Annotated in this window: 15 protein-coding genes; 11 read left to right on the top strand and 4 right to left on the bottom strand. The window is 60.8% G+C overall.

Features of this window, described 5'->3' with window-relative positions:
• Nucleotide 1: 1 nt before the first annotated feature.
• From crtI to RHM62_RS15625, 4 genes are read left to right on the top strand one after another with little or no spacing between them, the layout of a single operon-like run.
• Complete coding sequence (gene crtI, locus RHM62_RS15640; protein ID WP_322122982.1) at nt 2-1,525, top strand: phytoene desaturase family protein; 1,524 nt, start codon at nt 2-4, stop codon at nt 1,523-1,525.
• 1 nt (nt 1,526) lies between these two features.
• The gene (locus RHM62_RS15635; protein ID WP_322122981.1) at nt 1,527-2,477 is read left to right on the top strand and encodes a phytoene/squalene synthase family protein; all 951 of its coding nucleotides are present in this window, start codon (nt 1,527-1,529) and stop codon (nt 2,475-2,477) included.
• Complete coding sequence (locus tag RHM62_RS15630; RefSeq protein WP_322122980.1) at nt 2,467-3,642, top strand: lycopene cyclase family protein; 1,176 nt, start codon at nt 2,467-2,469, stop codon at nt 3,640-3,642. Before RHM62_RS15635 ends, RHM62_RS15630 begins: the two co-directional genes overlap by 11 nt.
• Nucleotides 3,639-4,508 (top strand): Brp/Blh family beta-carotene 15,15'-dioxygenase, encoded by an 870-nt coding sequence (locus tag RHM62_RS15625; protein ID WP_322122979.1) that lies wholly within the window; start codon nt 3,639-3,641, stop codon nt 4,506-4,508. The genes RHM62_RS15630 and RHM62_RS15625 overlap by 4 nt, the downstream gene beginning before the upstream one ends.
• Here the strand turns inward: RHM62_RS15625 and RHM62_RS15620 are convergent.
• From RHM62_RS15620 to RHM62_RS15610, 3 genes are all read right to left on the bottom strand, one after another.
• Nucleotides 4,463-5,251, bottom strand: a complete 789-nt coding sequence (locus tag RHM62_RS15620) for a Crp/Fnr family transcriptional regulator (protein ID WP_322122978.1) — start codon at nt 5,249-5,251, stop codon at nt 4,463-4,465. The two genes, RHM62_RS15625 and RHM62_RS15620, sit on opposite strands and share 46 nt — an antisense overlap.
• Before the next feature lie 208 nt (nt 5,252-5,459).
• A complete protein-coding gene (locus RHM62_RS15615) occupies nt 5,460-6,587 on the bottom strand; it encodes an OmpA family protein (protein ID WP_322122977.1) in 1,128 nt (375 codons plus the stop codon).
• 38 nt (nt 6,588-6,625) lie between these two features.
• The gene (locus RHM62_RS15610; protein ID WP_322122976.1) at nt 6,626-8,287 is read right to left on the bottom strand and encodes an ice-binding family protein; all 1,662 of its coding nucleotides are present in this window, start codon (nt 8,285-8,287) and stop codon (nt 6,626-6,628) included.
• A gap of 391 nt (nt 8,288-8,678) precedes the next feature.
• Here RHM62_RS15610 and RHM62_RS15605 point away from each other — a divergent pair, with 391 nt between their 5' ends.
• The 3 genes from RHM62_RS15605 (at nt 8,679) to RHM62_RS15595 (ending at nt 10,546) form a co-directional block, all read left to right on the top strand.
• Nucleotides 8,679-8,945, top strand: coding sequence for a hypothetical protein (locus RHM62_RS15605; RefSeq protein WP_322122975.1), 267 nt, complete (start codon nt 8,679-8,681; stop codon nt 8,943-8,945).
• Nucleotides 8,946-8,981: 36 nt separating this feature from the next.
• Nucleotides 8,982-9,452, top strand: coding sequence for an MgtC/SapB family protein (locus tag RHM62_RS15600; protein WP_322125426.1), 471 nt, complete (start codon nt 8,982-8,984; stop codon nt 9,450-9,452).
• Nucleotides 9,453-9,793: 341 nt separating this feature from the next.
• Nucleotides 9,794-10,546 carry a hypothetical protein gene (locus RHM62_RS15595; protein ID WP_322122974.1) on the top strand — a complete coding sequence of 251 codons (753 nt, stop codon included), beginning with the start codon at nt 9,794-9,796 and terminating at the stop codon, nt 10,544-10,546.
• A 217-nt stretch (nt 10,547-10,763) separates the two neighbouring features.
• Here RHM62_RS15595 and RHM62_RS15590 read toward each other — a convergent pair whose 3' ends face one another.
• Nucleotides 10,764-12,113: an MFS transporter gene (locus RHM62_RS15590; protein WP_322122973.1), complete on the bottom strand. Its 1,350-nt coding sequence runs from the start codon at nt 12,111-12,113 to the stop codon at nt 10,764-10,766.
• 117 nt (nt 12,114-12,230) lie between these two features.
• Here RHM62_RS15590 and cyoA point away from each other — a divergent pair, with 117 nt between their 5' ends.
• The 4 genes from cyoA (at nt 12,231) to cyoD (ending at nt 16,447) form a co-directional block, all read left to right on the top strand.
• A complete protein-coding gene (gene cyoA / locus RHM62_RS15585) occupies nt 12,231-13,166 on the top strand; it encodes a ubiquinol oxidase subunit II (RefSeq protein WP_322122972.1) in 936 nt (311 codons plus the stop codon).
• Nucleotides 13,167-13,291: 125 nt separating this feature from the next.
• Nucleotides 13,292-15,295, top strand: coding sequence for a cytochrome o ubiquinol oxidase subunit I (gene cyoB / locus RHM62_RS15580; protein ID WP_322122971.1), 2,004 nt, complete (start codon nt 13,292-13,294; stop codon nt 15,293-15,295).
• Entirely contained in the window at nt 15,288-15,908 is a 621-nt protein-coding gene (gene cyoC / locus RHM62_RS15575; protein WP_322122970.1) for a cytochrome o ubiquinol oxidase subunit III, read from the top strand. The genes cyoB and cyoC overlap by 8 nt, the downstream gene beginning before the upstream one ends.
• Nucleotides 15,905-16,447, top strand: coding sequence for a cytochrome o ubiquinol oxidase subunit IV (cyoD, locus tag RHM62_RS15570; RefSeq protein ID WP_322122969.1), 543 nt, complete (start codon nt 15,905-15,907; stop codon nt 16,445-16,447). Before cyoC ends, cyoD begins: the two co-directional genes overlap by 4 nt.
• The last annotated feature ends 70 nt before the right edge of the window (nt 16,448-16,517 follow it).

Raw genomic sequence — 16,517 nt, 5'->3', positions numbered from 1 at the left:
GATGAGTCCCGCCGTCAATCACGCCGCGAATCAGGCCACTGAGCGCGTCAAAGGCCGGCACGCCATCGTCATCGGTGCCGGCTACGGCGGCATTGCCTCGGCTTTGCGCCTGCGCGCCAAAGGGTATGAAGTCACCTTGCTGGATCGCTGTGCGGCACTGGGCGGACGGGCGCAAGTATTTCGTCGGCAAGGCTACACGCATGATGCCGGTCCGACCGTCATCACCGCGCCGTTCCTGTTCGAAGAATTATTCGCACTGTTTGGCGAACAGCTGGCCGACCATCTGAAGCTGGTGCCGCTGACGCCGTGGTACCGCTTCCGCTTTGCCGATGGCGATACCTTCGATTACGGCGGCACGCTGGAACAGACGCTGGCTGAAATCCGCCGCATCGAACCGCGCGATGAAGCCGGCTACCTGGCGCTGCTGGCGCACTCGAAACGGATTTACGACGTTGCCTTCACGGAGCTGTCGGCATTGCCGTTCGACCGCTTTATGACGATGGTGCGGCAAATTCCGCGACTCATCGGCTTGCGCAGCTACCAGACAGTATGGGGATTGGTGTCGAGCTATCTGTCCCACCCCAAATTACGCCAGGCCTTCTCGATCCAGCCACTACTGGTGGGCGGCAACCCGTTCGACACCACCAGCATTTACGGTCTGATCCATTTTCTGGAGCGGGCGCACGGCGTGCATTTTGCGATGGGCGGTACCGGTGCCATCACGCAGGCACTGGGCGCACTGATGACGCGCCATGGCATCACGATCCGCTTGCAGACCACGGTTGCATCGATCCGCATCGAGCAGCAGGTCGCCACCGGCGTGCGACTCGACGATGGCACCGAACTGGCCGCCGATGTGGTGGTGTCGAATGCCGACGCCGCGCATCTGTATGGCGTCATGATCAAACCGGCCGAGCAGGCCCGTGCGACCCGCCTGAAACTCGCCGCAGCGCATTATTCGATGGGCTTGTTCGTGCTGTATTTCGGTACCACGCGGACCTATCCGGACGTCGCGCATCACACCATCACGATGGGTGAGCGCTATGAATCGCTGCTCAAGGATATTTTTGACCGCAAGATACTGACCGACGATTTCTCGCTGTACCTGCACCGCCCGACCGCCACCGATGCGAGCTTTGCGCCACCCGGTTGCGACAGTTTTTACGTGCTCTGCCCGGTGCCTAACCTGCAAGGCAATGTCGACTGGGCCGTCGAGGGGCCACGCCTGCGCCAGCGCATCATCGACAATCTCGATGCGACACTGCTGCCCGGTCTGGCCGACTGTATTACGGCGGAGTTCTACATGACGCCGGCCGACTTTCAGCACGATTATTTGAGCACGCACGGTGCCGGATTTTCGATTGCGCCGCTGTTCAGGCAATCGGCGTGGTTCCGTTTTCATAACCGTGCCGAAGGTATCGGCAATCTGTATCTGACAGGTGCCGGTACCCATCCGGGTGCGGGTTTGCCGGGTGTGCTGTGCTCTGCCAAGGTGGTCGACGCACTGATTCCGGCGCTGCGGTGAGATGAGTAGCTCCGCCGCCACTGCCAACGACGCAGCGCGAATTGCTCTCGACGAGGCGGATGCGGTGCTGGTACAAAAAGGCCGCACTTTTCATTGGGCCCGCCGCTTGCTCGGTGCCGGTCATGCGGCACGCGCGACCCGGCTGTACGGCTTTTGCCGGCGCATCGACGACATTGCCGACGAGTCGGCTTCGCCGGTCGCTGCGCGGGCTGCGCTGGCCGCGATCAGTGTCGCCATTGCTCACGGCGAGCCCGGCGACGGCGAACCGGTGGTCGCCGACATGCTGGCCCTGATGGCCGAGTGCGACATCGCGCCGGAGGTCGTGCTCGAACTGTTGCACGGTGTCGATTCCGATCTCGATCCGGTGCGCTTTGCCGATGAAGCCGAACTGCTGCGCTACTGCTATCGCGTCGCCGGCACCGTCGGGCTGATGATGTGCAAGGTGCTCGATGTCACGGATCCGCAAGCGCTGCACCATGCGATCGATCTCGGTATCGGTATGCAACTGACCAATATTTGCCGCGATGTGTGCGAGGACGCGGCCAGCGACCGGCGCTATTTGCCGGCGACGCTGGTCGGCACGCTGGCACCGGGATTGCTGGTTGATCCCGGGCCGGCGCTGCAACCGGCGGTGCGTCAGGGACTGGTCAGCCTGCTCGCGCTGGCCGACCGGTATTACCGCAGCGGCGAGCAGGGGCTGGCATATCTGCCGCTGCGCGCGCGTGCCGGCATGCTGGTGGCAGCGCGGGTCTACTGCGCGATCGGCACGCAATTGCGCCGGTCCGATCATGCGTGCTGGCAGGGCAGGGCGGTTGTGCCAACCCGCACCAAGGCCGGCCTGACACTTAGGGCGGTGCTGGTACTGGCCAGCCATCCCGATTACTGGAATCCCTCAGTACGGCATGACCAGACGCTGCACTTGTGCCTGCACGGATTGCCTTATGTCGACTGAACCCGAACTGCTCATCCTCGGCGGCGGATGCGCCGGCCTGAGCCTGGCGATGCAACTGGCGGCGCTGGGTCGTGACTGTCCGCGCACCGTCATCATCGAGCCGCGCACCGTGTATGCCAACGACCGGACCTGGTGTTTCTGGGGTACGCCCGCTGCGCCACTGGCAGACCTGAGCTGCCATCAGTGGTCAACGATGATGGTGCGGGCCGGTCGCAAAATTGCATTCGTTGATTGTGCTGCCATGCCCTACCGGATGATCGCCGCTGCCGATTTCTATGCGGCGGCTCAACGCGCCATTGCGGCCAATGCGCGCATCACGATTGCCGCCGGCGAGCGTGTGACAACCGCGCCGGTCAAGCGCAATGGCCGATGGCAGGTCATCACCAGTGGTGCCAGTTACTCGGCCGCGACGGTGGTCGATACCCGTCCTGCCGCGCCGGCCGAACCAGGCGGTGCCACGCTCTGGCAATCGTTTTCCGGCGTCGAGATTGACTGTGATGAGGCAGTGTTCGATCCGGCCTGCGTCGATCTGATGGACTTTTCGTTGAAGGACACTGGCCGTATCCAGTTCGTTTATGTCTTGCCGCTGACGGCGCGGCGCGCGCTGATCGAGGTCACGGTATTTGATCCGATGCCGCTGGCAGCCGCCGGTCTGGCCGATGCGCTCGAGCAGGCCGTCGCCGCGCGCGTGCATGGCCTGACCTACCAGGTACGTCGTGCCGAGCAAGGCATCCTGCCGATGGGAGCGATGGCGCCTGCTGCGCCGGTTGATCCGGACTATGTGCGCGCCGGTCTCGGCAACGGCGCTGCCCGGCCCAGTTCCGGCTATGCGTTTCAGCGTATCCAGCGCTGGGCTGCCGGGTGCGCAGCGCGCGTCACTGCGGGCCAGCCGCTGCAGGGCCATGTTGCCGATCCCTTTTTGTTGCAGGCGATGGACCAGCTCTTTTTGTCGGTGCTGACCGCGCAGCCGGCCAGTGCGCCGGCATTATTCGTGGCGTTGTTCGGGCAGCCCGACGCTGCGCGGGTGCTGCGATTCCTGAGCGACGAGGGCACGCTGACCGATTATCTGGCCTTGATTGCGGCATTGCCGGCACGGCCTTTTCTGCAGCAAATTCCCGCCACGCTGCAGCGTGTGCTGCGCCAGCGTCGCATGGCCAGCGCATGACTGCGCTGCGCTGGCAGGGTGTGATTTTTAGTGCGATGGCCTTGCTGGTCGCACTCGTGAGCCTGCCGGTGGGTGCGGTCGCCGGACCGGCCACGCTGCTGCTGCTGGCCGGACTGATCCTGCTGCTGGGCGTGCCGCATGGCGCGTTTGATCCGTTGTTCGCGCAGCGCCTGCATGCGTTGTCCGGGCTGCGCGACTGGTGTCTTTTCACGCTGGCTTACACGGTGCCTGCGCTACTCGTGGCACTGCTTTGGCAAACCGCGCCGGGACTCTTTCTAGGTGGGTTCCTGCTGCTGTCACTGCTGCATTTTTCGGGCGATCCGGAAGCCGGTAGCAGCTTTTTTTTCCGGCTGGTGTACGGCGGGCTGGTCATCGTATTACCGGCCTTGCTGCATACCGATGAAGTGGCGCGGCTGTTCGGCATGCTGGCCGGTCAGGAGGCGGCGGCAACGCTGGCTGGCTGGCTGCACGTGCTGTCGTGGCCGTGGTTGCTGGCGACATGGATGGCGATACTGTCTTCGTTGCGCACGCGTTCGCAGGCTGCGCTGGAAATGCTGGCGGTGGCGGTGCTGGCAGTGGCAGCATCGCCACTGGTGGCATTCACGGTGTTCTTTTGTGCGATGCACGGGGCCAGGCATCTGCTGCGCACGCTGGCGCATGCCGGGCCGGTGGCCGCGCGCAGCGTCGTGCGCTTTGCCGTGTTGCCGATGCTGGCCGTGGCCGTACTGTTCGCTGCGGCGTTCTGGTTCTGGCGCGACGTGGCGCTGGAAGAGCGATTGATCCGGCTGATCTTCATCGGCCTGGCGGCGCTCACTGTGCCTCACATGGCGCTGATCGAGCGGGTGCGGTTCGGCGGTCGCTGGTAATGCAACACTGACAGGGACGGGGCGTGCCGATACGACGTCGACGGCAGCAGGCGCGAAAATTCTCGCCGGATTACGCCATAACATTCACACGATTGCGATTCCAGTCCGGCCCGGTCCAGCACCGTGATATGGCCGCGGCGGTAGCGGATCAAGCCGAGGTCCTGTAATTTTCTTGCGGCCTCGGTGATGCCTTCGCGGCGCACGCCGAGCATCGTCGAGATCAGCTCCTGCGTGGTCCTGAGTTCGCAGCTGTCGAGCCTGTCGGCCGTGAGCAGTAGCCAGCGACATAGTTGCTGTTCGACCGAGTGATGGCGGTTGCAGACAGCGGTCTGCGCCATGTTGCTCAGCAGTGCCTGTGTGTAGCGCAGCAGCAGACGCATCACGTGCCCGGAACGCCTGAATTCATCGAGCAAAAGATGCGCTGCCATCCGGTAACCATGGCCGCTGGTTTGCACCACTGCCCGGCTGGGTGTCGTGACACCCCCCATGAACAAGGACACGCCGAGCATGCCTTCGTTACCGACGCCGGCGATTTCGGATGAGCTGCCATTCTGCAATTGGCAATGCAGCGACAGAATGGCACTGGTCGGGAAATACACGTAGTGGGGTTTGCCGCCGGATTCGGAGAGCACATCGCCGGTCAGCAGCGGGACCAGTTCCAGATGCGGCGAAAGCTGGGCGAATTCAGCGTTTGGCAAAGCCGCTAGTAGATAGTTTTGCTTGGGATGGTGCTGTGAATCCATGGTGAGTAGGTCCTGGTCGTTGGCAATTGATGCGCACAATGGCGACGCCGGTGATAACGGAAATCGACGGTATCACGGTGATCAGTTTTTCAACTTAGGGCTTACTTTTTGACACCTTTCATGAACTTTATTACAACATTCTCTGACGTCGGCTCAAAAAAAACCACCGGACCAAGGCCGGTGGTGCCACCTTCAGCGCAGCAGAAAATCAGCGCGTGCCGCTGACTTCTACCTCGACGCGCCGATCCGGTTGCAGGCAGGCGATCAGTGCCGGCGTGGTCCGCGTGCCGACGCAGTCGCCCGGCTTGGTGACCGGTTCCGCACCATTGATGCCGCTGGTCGTGATCCGCTTAGCCGGAATGCCGGCGGCCGTGACCAGTTCGTTTTTGACGGCATCGGCGCGGCGGCTCGACAGCTTCAGGTTGTAGGCATGAGCACCGATGCGATCGGTGTGGCCGGTGACCTTGATCTGGTCGTAGTCGGTGCCGATCAGGTCACTGGCGAACTTGCCCAGTACCAGCTTGCCGGCCGGCGTGATGTCGGCACGGTCGAACGCAAACAGTGAGTCGGCCGAGAAGCTGACCTTGCGTGGCACCGGCGGCGGCGGTGCGGGTGCCGGCACCACTACTGCCACCGGTGGCGGCAGATAAGCGACCGGTTCGGCCGTGCGCGGCACCGGCGCACTGGACTTGTCGCCGAAACGGTAGACCAGTCCGACCGATACCAGGTCAACATCGCCACGGTTGCCGATGGCATCGTTGACCCGGTAGCGCTCGGCTTCGACGCGCAGGTTGAGCGCGTCGGTGACCGCATATTGCAGGCCGAGGCCGAACTTAATATTGGTGTCGCGCTTCTGCGGCGCGGTATCGAGCACGTTGACCGCGCCGCTGCCGCTGAAGCGGTCGCGTGCATCAGCGTAGTTGATACCGATCCGGCCAAAGGCCGATAGTTTGTCGGTGAGGGGCAGAATGCCGACAGTGTCAAGGTTCAATCCTTTCAGGCGAATGGTGCCATCAAGGGTACCGGCCGGCACCGTCGTGGCGCGGTAGCCGAAGCGGCCGAGGTCGAAGTAACCGCCTTCGAGCGCAAAATGACGATTGAACTGGTAGCCGCCAAAGACCTTAAAGCCGGTCGCGCTGTTGTCATCGACGATGGTACTGGTGGCGAAGCCGCTGCCGAGCAGCCCGCTGGTGATGCGCTGGTCATCGATACTGGCGCGTGCGCGTCCGGCATTGAGTCCGCCATACCAGCCGGTGTCGTCAGCCAGCACCATTGGGCTGGCGAGGACGGTCAGTGCGATAAGGCCGGCATGGCCTGCGGTTTTGAATACGTGCATGTGTTTCTCCTGCAATAAATTGGAAAGCCCGTGCGGTATCAGGGAGCCGGGACGTTGATGACGGTGTTGACCAGCGTCACCGACGCACCCAGCGACAAGGCGCGGCCGTTCAGCGTCAGGAGGTCAACATTGCCGGCAGTCGAGAAGGCTGCGCCGGCTTGCGAGACGATAGTGCCGACCATCGTGCCGCCACCGGCAGCGTTGATGGTGGCGGCACTACCGACCTGCCAGAACACGTTCTTGGCCTGTGCGCCGCCAACCAGAATGATGTTGCGCGGGAAGGCTGCGCCCGGCCCGCCGACGGTCAGCGAACTGGCCATCTGGAACACGAACACCGCATTCGGATTGCCCTGCGCATCGAGGGTCAGGTCGCTGCCCTGCAGCTTGAACGAACCCGATGCCGCGGTGTAGACGCCCGGTGCCAGTACCAGGCCGGACAGGCTGCCGGCACCCGGATCACTTCCGGCAGGCAAGGCCGCCAGCGCGTTGTACAAGGTCAGCGCATCGGCACGGACCTTGGTGGCAATGGCGAACGTCGAGGCATTGCCTTCGGACGGGCAAGCCGCTGTCGGTGGCGGGGCTGCGGTGTAGATCAGGCCATTGACGAAGCCGGCGTTGCTGCCGGTTTCGGTATAGGTGCAACCCGGGCCGGCATCATGCAGGCCGGTCACGGAGGTCGAGATCGCGGTGGTGCCGATGTCGCCATTGATCAGCGTCAGGATGCCCATGTTGGTCACGCCGGCAGAACCGCCAAACGTGCCAAAGGTGACTGCTGCACCCAGCGGGAACTGGCCCGGTGTCAGCGCGCCTGCCTGGCAGCTTGCGCTGGTGCCAGTCGTGAAGCGCCAGCTGACATCGCTGGTCATCGTGTTGCCCGGTGATGTCAGATCACGCACGCCGCTGCTGCCACTCTTGAGGGTTGCCGTGTAGGTGGTGCCGGCAGTCAGTGTATTGGCCGGCGTGAAGGTCGCGATGGTGCCGGTTGCGTCATCGAGCGTCACCGACGCGGCGCTCACTGCAGACGGGCCGGTCACCGTGAAGGTGCTGGCATTGATGCTGGAGGGATCCATTTCGAGGCCGGAAGGCACCGAGAAACGGGCAGTAATCGCGGTGGCCGGACACACGCCGGTGGCATCGGCCGATGGGCGGGTCGACGTGACTACCGGATTGCCGGCTGGTGCAGCAGCGCCGACAGTAAAACGCCAGGCGTAATTGCTGGCAGCCGGCAATGCACCTTGATTTCCGGCCAGAGCGTTGCCGCTCAGGTCGGTGGCGGCGGTGGTGACGGTGGCCGTATAGGTGGTGCCAATGGTCAGTGGTGCTACTGGCGAGAACACGGCGGTACGGCTGTCGACGGCATAGCTGACCGTGCCTTGCGGTGCGACGCAGGGTGCTGCGCACGACAGCGTAAAACTGCTGGTATTGATCGAACTGGCCGTCATTGCCTTGCTGAAGGTCGCGCTGATGGCAGCGTTACTTGCCGCACCGGTAGCCGGACCGGGAATGACGGTGGCCGGCACGGTGCGCGTGATGCGCGGACGGGTGGCATTGGTCTGCACTGCTGCGGTAACGGCGGGAACGCCGAGGAGTGGATCGCGGCTGCTTCCGCCGCATCCGGCGAGCGTGGCGGCGGCCAGCAGTGACAGGCTAGCCAGGCGCACAGCGGTGGCCCCGGACCGGATAGGGTAATTTTTTTTCATTTTTTTCCTCGTGACGGGAGTAGGCAGCGTCATCGCCTGATCGGTTGTCGGCATGCACGCATGTGTCCCGGACCGGAGTATCCCCTTCCGGAAAAATGGATCCGTTCGGTACCGAACATAGCTGGAATAAGTTGACGTTTTGTATCTGAATGGTCACAGCTTGGCTGGCCGGAAAGCACGAATCCACTCAGACAGGCATCTCCGCGTCACAAGCCAGGTAATCGGGTTGTGTGCAATCTCATCCCAAGGACTCTCTGACCATGGCCTGGAAGCGTCGTCGGGTGCAATCAGCACAGGGCATTGCACCGAATGGACTGCGGCATCAAATTGCCATACGCGCAAACGCCTCAACCGCTACTATGGCGGCCTTCAACCAACGAAAGCATGCACCATGAAAAAAACCGGAATGGCCAAGACCGATGCCAAGAAGCTGATGGGCAAAACTGCCGCCCCCGGACTGAGCGGATTCGAGAACGTCGAAGTGGCCACGATAGACCGGCGCGAACAGCGCAAGCGCGACCAGGCACTGGGCCTGGTGCCGTTTGCGGTCAAGCTCAATAGCGATCTGGTGCTGCAATTGCAGGCACTGGCAAAAGAGCGCGGGGTTGAGTTAAATGTGCTGGTGGCCGATGTGCTGGCCAAGGGCCTTGTTGCTTAATTTGCGGCGCGGCGCGAGCAGGAGGCAAGCATGACAATGGCGACAATGTGGTCTGAAATCCTGGTGACCGTGCGGCAGGAATTTTCGGATGTCTCTGATGCCACCGAAGTAACACGCATCTGCGTACGTCTGATGGTAGCGATCGTGCTGGGCGGCGTGCTCGGCTACGAGCGCGAATCAGCGGGGTCGCCGGCCGGGTTTCGTACCCACATGCTGGTGGCACTCGGCGCGGCGTTGTTCGTACTGGTGCCGCTACAGGCAGGTACCACGCAAGCAGATATGTCGCGGGTCTTGCAAGGAGTTATTGCCGGCATCGGCTTTCTCGGCGCTGGTGCCATCATCAAGCACGACGATAGCAACGCCATCCGCGGACTGACCACCGCCGCGAGCATCTGGCTGACCGCCGCCATCGGCATCGCCGCCGGAATGGGACGCGAATCGACAGCGGTGATTGGCACCGTGTTTGCGCTGTTCATCTTGCTGGTGCTGCGGCTGGCGAAGAAGTAGTCCGGGCTGGAATTGACTGGCGTTTCCGGTGTACTCGCGTGGGCACAAGCGTCGTAGGGTGCAATAACCGCAGGGCATTGCACCGAATGGCCCGCTTGCGGTTGATGAAATCGTAGGTGCTCCGCCACGATCAAGCCGGGGGCGGCCCGGCAGCCGGACCGGCATGCGGTCCCTTCTTTTTGCTTCGCCAAAAAGTAAGTAACCAAGAAAAAGGCGACCGCGATGCGGCTGCCCTGCGGGTTCCCAAAAACGGTAGTCAGGCAAGGGGAGAGCCGCAAACTCGCTTCCCTTGCAGGGCGCAGATTCGCTTGCAAGCGAATCCCGTTACGCAGGCGGATCGCATGCGATCCGAAACCCCTGCTTCACCTCAAACAGTGCGGTCCTCTTATCCCTTGCCTGACTACCGTTTTTGGCAGCTGCCTCAATGCGGAACAAATCAAGGTCAACAACCACGTCAAAAGCAACCGCAACTTCCAAAGCAACTTCAAAAACAACTTCAACTTCAACGGCAACGACACGGGGTTGCCGTTGCCGTTGCCGTTGCCGTTGCCGTTGCCGTTGCCGTTGCCGTTGCCGTTGCCGTTGCCGTTGCCGTTGCCGTTGCCGTTGCCGTTGCCGTTGCCGTTGCCGTTGCCGTTGCCGTTGCCGTTGCCGTTGCCGTTGCCGTTGCCGTTGCCGTTGCCGTTGCCGTTGCCGTTGCCGTTGCCGTTGCCGTTGCCGTTGCCGTTGCCGTTGCCGTTGCCGTTGCCGTTGCCGTTGCCGTTGCTGTTGAAGTGGTCGTTGACGTTGACCTGTTCCGCATTGAGATAGCTGCCAAAAGTCGGAGTCAGGCAGGGGATCAGAAGGCCGCACTGTCTGAGCGTAGCGAGTTTGCGGCCTTCCCCCTGACTGGCTCCGGCTTTTGGGAACCCGAAGGGCAGCAGTCTCGCGGTCGCCTTTTTCTTGGTTACTTACTTTTTGGCGAAGCAAAAAGAAGTGACCGGCTGCCGGGCCGCTCCCGGCTTGGTCGTGGCGAAGCACAGAAAACACAAGTTGCCGACGACCGCAACCCGCATGAAGGTGAAGCTTCGCAATCCACCGGCAAATCGTGTTGACGAGCAACGTTAGCGCTTATGGGAGCGGCCCGGCAGCCGGGCCGCTCCCGGCTTGGTCGTGGCGGAACACCTACGATTTCATCAACCGCTAGCGGGCCATTCGGTGCAATGCCCTGCGGTTATTGCACCCTACGGCGCTACGCATCCTGCGATTAGCCTGACCTTCATTAAAAGGTCTGGTGCAATAACCGAAGGGCATTGCACCGAATGCACCAGGTCAGTCCCGGATCTCCAGTGCCCGATTAAGGCGCAACGCTGCCAGCGAACAAACCGCACCTGAGACCAGATACACGCCGACGTAGGCAAGCCCGAAGTGCGATGCCAGCGCCAGCGCGACCAGCGGTGCAAAGCCGGCACCGACCAGCCATGACAAGTCCGATGTGAGAGCCGCACCGGTATAGCGATAGCGCGATGCAAAGTTAGCTGTCACGGCACCGGCAGCCTGGCCATACGACAAGCCCAGCAAGCTGAAACCCACCAGTATGAAAATATTTTCGCCCATTACGCCGCCATTCATCAGCATCGGCACAAAGGCGCTCAGGATGGCGATCAGCACCGCGCATGCACCCAGCGTGGTGCGGCGGCCGACACGGTCTGCGATCAGTCCCGAGACCACCACGCCGAGCGCCATCAGCGCCGCGCCCAGGATCTGGATTTCCAGGAACTCGTTGATGGGGCGGATCGAGTGCAGCGATATCCACGACAACGGAAACACCGTCACCAGATGAAATAGCGCATAGCTGGCCAGAGCGGCCAGCGCACCGATGACAATATTGCGTCCCTGCGAGCGGGTCAGCTCGACCACGCCGGTCGGTTGGAGTTCGCGCTCTTCGAGCAGGTTGGCATACTCATTCGTCGAGACCAGGCGCAGCCGGGCGAACAGCGCCACGACGTTGATCGCGAAGGCCGCATAGAACGGAAAGCGCCAGCCCCAGTCCATGAATTCCGCGCTGGTGAGGTTAGACAGCAAGTAGGCGAACAAGCCGCCGGCGACCATGAAGCCGATCGGCGCACCCAATTGTCCGAGCATCGCGTACCAGCCGCGTCGCTCCGGCGGCGCATTGAGCGCCAGCAGCGATGGCAGGCCATCCCACGACCCGCCGATGGCAATGCCCTGGCCGATCCGCAGCAACGACAGCACCACGATCGCGGCACTGCCGAGGCTGGCGTAACCGGGCAGGAAAGCGATTCCTGCGGTCGAGACACCGAGGATAAACAGGGCCAGTGTGAGCTTGACCTCGCGTCCGAAGCGGCGCTGGATTTCCATGAACAGCACGGTGCCGAGCGGGCGCGCGAGGAAGGCAAACGAAAAAATCACAAAGGCGTACAGTGCTCCATCGAGCGGTGTTGCGAACGGGAAAAACACCGATGGAAAGACCAGTACCGAGGCCATCGCATAGACAAAAAAATCGAAGTATTCGGAAGCTCTGCCGATGATGACGCCGACGGCGATTTCGGCGGGCTTGATGACGCTGTGGTCATGCTTGGCGTGATGCGGGTCTCTGATGCTGGAATGTGTCTGGGCTGCTCCGGCAGTGCCGGTGTGTTGTCCCTGTTGGATGTGCATGGTCTTGATGCCTTCGAGTCTCTGTGATCAGGGGGGGTGGACAAAACGTCCAATTGTGCGAACCGGACGTTAGATTTAAGTTAGCACACTCTGATACATCGAACTGGATTTTCTAGCATGATTGCCTTGAATTTACGCCGCCTGCTGCTGCTGTCCGCCGCCCTCCCACTTGCCGGATGCAATACGGTTTTGCTCAGTCCTTCCGGTTATATCGCCCAGCAGCAAGGCAATCTGATCATCGTTTCAACGCTGCTGATGTTGCTCATTATCGTGCCGGTGATTGCGCTGATTATCTTGTTCGCCTGGCGCTACCGGAAGAGCAACACCGCGGTCATCTATGAGCCGGACTGGGATCACTCCACCCGGCTTGAGCTGGTGATCTGGGGCGCGCCGCTGCTAATCATCATCGTGCTCGGCACGATTACCTGGATCAGCACCCACAAGCTTGATCCGTATCGGGCGCTGACCCACATCGATGCCGATCGGCCGATCCCTGCCGGGACCAAGCCGCTGATCGTCGAAGTCGTGGCACTCGACTGGAAATGGTTATTCATTTACCCGGACCTGGGCATCGCCAGCCTCAATGAACTGGCCGCACCGGTCGATGTGCCGATCCGTTTCAAGATCACGTCATCGACGGTGATGAATTCGTTCTACATCCCTGCACTGGCCGGACAGATCTACGCAATGCCGGGCATGCAGACCTCGCTCAATGCCGTGATCAACAAGCCGGGCGAGTTTGAAGGTTTCTCAGCCAACTATAGCGGTGCCGGTTTTTCGGACATGCGCTTCAAGTTTCATGGCATGAGCAAGGAAGGTTTTGATGGTTGGGTGCAAAAAGTACGCGACGAGGGCAAAGTGCTCCGTCGTGAAGGTTATATCCAGCTTGAAAAGCCCAGCGAGCGTGTCGCAGTGCAGCGTTTCGGTGAAGTCGATGCCAGTCTGTTCCATGCCATCGTCAATCGCTGCGTCGTAGTCGGTCAGCCTTGCATGGATGCGACGATGATGAAAGATGCCCATGCGGCGATGGGGCATGGCAATGCCAAAGAATAGTTTGCAGCACCAGTACCACCAACAGCACCAGTATCAGCGGACGGTTTTGTCCGGGTATGTCGCTATGGTGCGACTGCCTCGTTGCTCGCCTGCCGGGCAGCTTCATTTTGTTTCAGGAAAAAACGATGTTCAATAATTTGGATCTGACGAAGTTGATTTTCGGAAGGCTCACCTGGGAAGCGATTCCCCTGCATGAGCCCATCCTTCTGGCGACCTTCCTGATGGTGGGTATCGGCGGTGCAGCGGTGTTTGGTGCACTGACGTATTACCGCTTGTGGGGCCCGCTCTGGCGCGACTGGATCACCAGCATTGACCACAAACGCATCGGCATCATGTACATCGTATTTGCCCTGATCATGCTGCTGCGCGGCTTTACCGATGCACTGATGATGCGGGCCCAGCAGGCGTTCGCGTTCGGTGAGTCGGGTGGCTTCCTGCCGGCGCATCACTACGACCAGATTTTCACCGCGCATGGCGTGATCATGATTTTCTTTGTCGCGATGCCGCTGGTGACCGGGCTGATGAACTACGTCATTCCGCTGCAGATCGGTGCGCGCGATGTGGCCTTTCCGTTCCTGAACAACTTCAGTTTCTGGATGACCGCGTTCGGCGGCATGCTAGTGATGGCGTCACTGTTCGTTGGTGAATTTGCCCGTACCGGATGGTTGGCCTATCCGCCGCTATCGGGAATACTCGCGAGTCCGGATGTGGGGGTCGACTATTACATCTGGTCCTTACAGGTTGCGGGGGTAGGAACGCTACTGTCCGGTATCAACCTGATTGCGACCATCGTCAAGATGCGCGCACCCGGCATGACGCTGATGAAAATGCCGATCTTCATCTGGACCTCGCTGTGCACCAACATCCTGGTTGTCGCTGCATTCCCGGTATTGGCTGCCGTACTTGGCATGCTGTCGCTGGACCGCATGGTCGGCACGAACTTCTTCACCAATGACCTTGGCGGGAATTCGATGATGTACGTGAACCTGATCTGGATCTGGGGTCACCCGGAGGTCTACATCCTGATCCTGCCGGCGTTTGGCGTGTTCTCTGAAATCGTCTCTACCTTTTCGAGCAAGCGGATTTTCGGCTACACCTCGATGGTCTACGCGACACTGGTCATTACCATCCTGTCGTACCTGGTATGGCTGCATCACTTCTTCACGATGGGTTCGGGGGCCAGCGTCAATTCGTTCTTCGGGATTACGACGATGATTATCTCGATCCCGACCGGCGCGAAAATTTTCAACTGGCTATTCACGATGTACCGTGGCCGCATCCGTTTTGAAGTACCGATGCTGTGGACGATAGGCTTCATGATTACCTTCGTCATCGGTGGCATGACCGGCGTATTGCTGGCAGTACCGGCAGCCGACTTCGTGCTGCACAACAGCCTGTTCCTGATTGCGCACTTCCATAACGTGATCATTGGTGGCGTCGTGTTCGGCATGTTCGCCGGCATCAACTACTGGTTCCCGAAAGCCTTCGGTTACAAGCTGGATTCGTACTGGGGCAAGTGGTCGTTCTGGCTGTGGACGATCGGTTTCTACCTCGCGTTCATGCCGCTGTATGTGCTGGGCCTGATGGGTGTCACACGTCGTCTGAGCCGTTTCGAAGATCCGTCATTGCAGATCTGGTTCCAGATTGCCGCCGTCGGTGCCGTGCTGATCGCGCTGGGTATCGCTGCCTTCATCATTCAGTTGATCGTCAGCTACATCCGTCGCAAAGAACTGGGCGATTACACCGGCGATCCATGGGGTGGTCGTACGCTGGAATGGTCGACCTCGTCGCCACCACCGTCGTACAACTTCGCCTTCACGCCAAAGGTCTATGACACCGATGCCTGGACCGATATGAAGCAAAACGGCTATGTCCGTCCGCTGACCGGTTTCCTGCCGATTCACATGCCTAAAAATACGGCAGCAGGTTTCCTGATTGCGTTGCTCAGTGCAGCGATCGGATTCGCCCTGATCTGGCACATGTGGCTGGTGGCTGGCATGACTTTCGGCATGATGATTGCCGGGATCATTGCCCACACCTTCAACTACAAGCGTGACTTTTATATCCCGGCTGCCGAAGTCACCCGGATCGAAGATAACCGTACAAGATTGTTGACCAACCATGCGTGATATCGCTACTTCCCCTTCCACCGACAGCTCGCGGTATTACGTGCTGGAGCATCATCCGGAGAACGGCACGACGCTCGGCTTCTGGCTGTACCTGATGAGCGACTGTCTGGTGTTCGCCTGCTTGTTCGCGGTGTATGCGGTCCTCGGCAGGAACTATGCCGGTGGCCCCACCGGGGCCGAGTTGTTTGATCTGCCTTTGGTGGCGCTCAACACTGCGTTTTTGCTGGTGTCGTCGATCACGTACGGTTTTGCGATGCTGGAAATGCAGCGCAAGCGGGTACGCAGCACGCTGATCTGGCTGGCGATCACCGGCCTGATCGGGGCCTGCTTCATCGGCCTCGAAATGTACGAGTTCGTTCATCTGATCCGGGAAGGCGCCGGTCCGCAGCGCAGTGGTTTTCTGACCGCGTTCTTCACGCTGGTCGGTACCCACGGTCTGCATGTGCTGTTCGGCATCATCTGGCTCGTGACACTGATGTTGCAGGTCAGCGTGCATGGTCTGACGACAGAGAACACCCGTCGCCTGATGTGCCTGTCGATGTTCTGGCATTTCCTTGACGTAGTGTGGATCGGCGTCTTTACCTTTGTTTATCTGATGGGAGTCCTGCCGTGAGCACGACACATAACCACGTAGCGGCCCCTGCCGGCGGCCACCACGAGCATGACGACGGTCACCACACGCACGCCGATCATGGCTCCGTAAAAAGCTATCTGACCGGCTTCATTCTGGCCGTGATCCTGACAGCGATTCCATTCTGGGTCGTGCTGGGCAAAGTCTTCGAGAAGTCGAGTACGACCGCGCTGGTCGTCCTCGGGTTTGCGGCGGTGCAGATCGTCGTGCACATGGTGTACTTCCTGCACATGAATACCAAGTCCGAAGGCGGCTGGTCGATTCTGGCGCTGATCTTCACAACCATCCTGGTAGTCATCATGCTCAGCGGTTCGATCTGGGTCATGTATCACCTCAATCACAACATGATGCCGGGGATGATGACTGATACCACCGGTGACGCAACGACGGGGTCGATCAAGGTCCCGCCAGCCATGCCGGCGATGGAGGGCATGGAAGGGATGAAGGGCATGGAAGGGATGAAGGGCATGGAGGGCATGAAGGATATGCCGGCGATGCCCGTCGCGCCTAGAGCACCTTGATGTCATTCGTCACATCGACGTTGCTAGCGTGAACCCGGCCGCTGATGGGCCCAAGCCCCGCTCAAGGGCA

It is taken from the genome of Actimicrobium sp. CCC2.4 (assembly GCF_034347385.1).
In the GTDB taxonomy this organism is placed as follows: domain Bacteria; phylum Pseudomonadota; class Gammaproteobacteria; order Burkholderiales; family Burkholderiaceae_D; genus Actimicrobium.
Note: the sequence above shows the minus strand (reverse complement) of the source record. Positions and strands in the feature narration are given on the sequence as shown.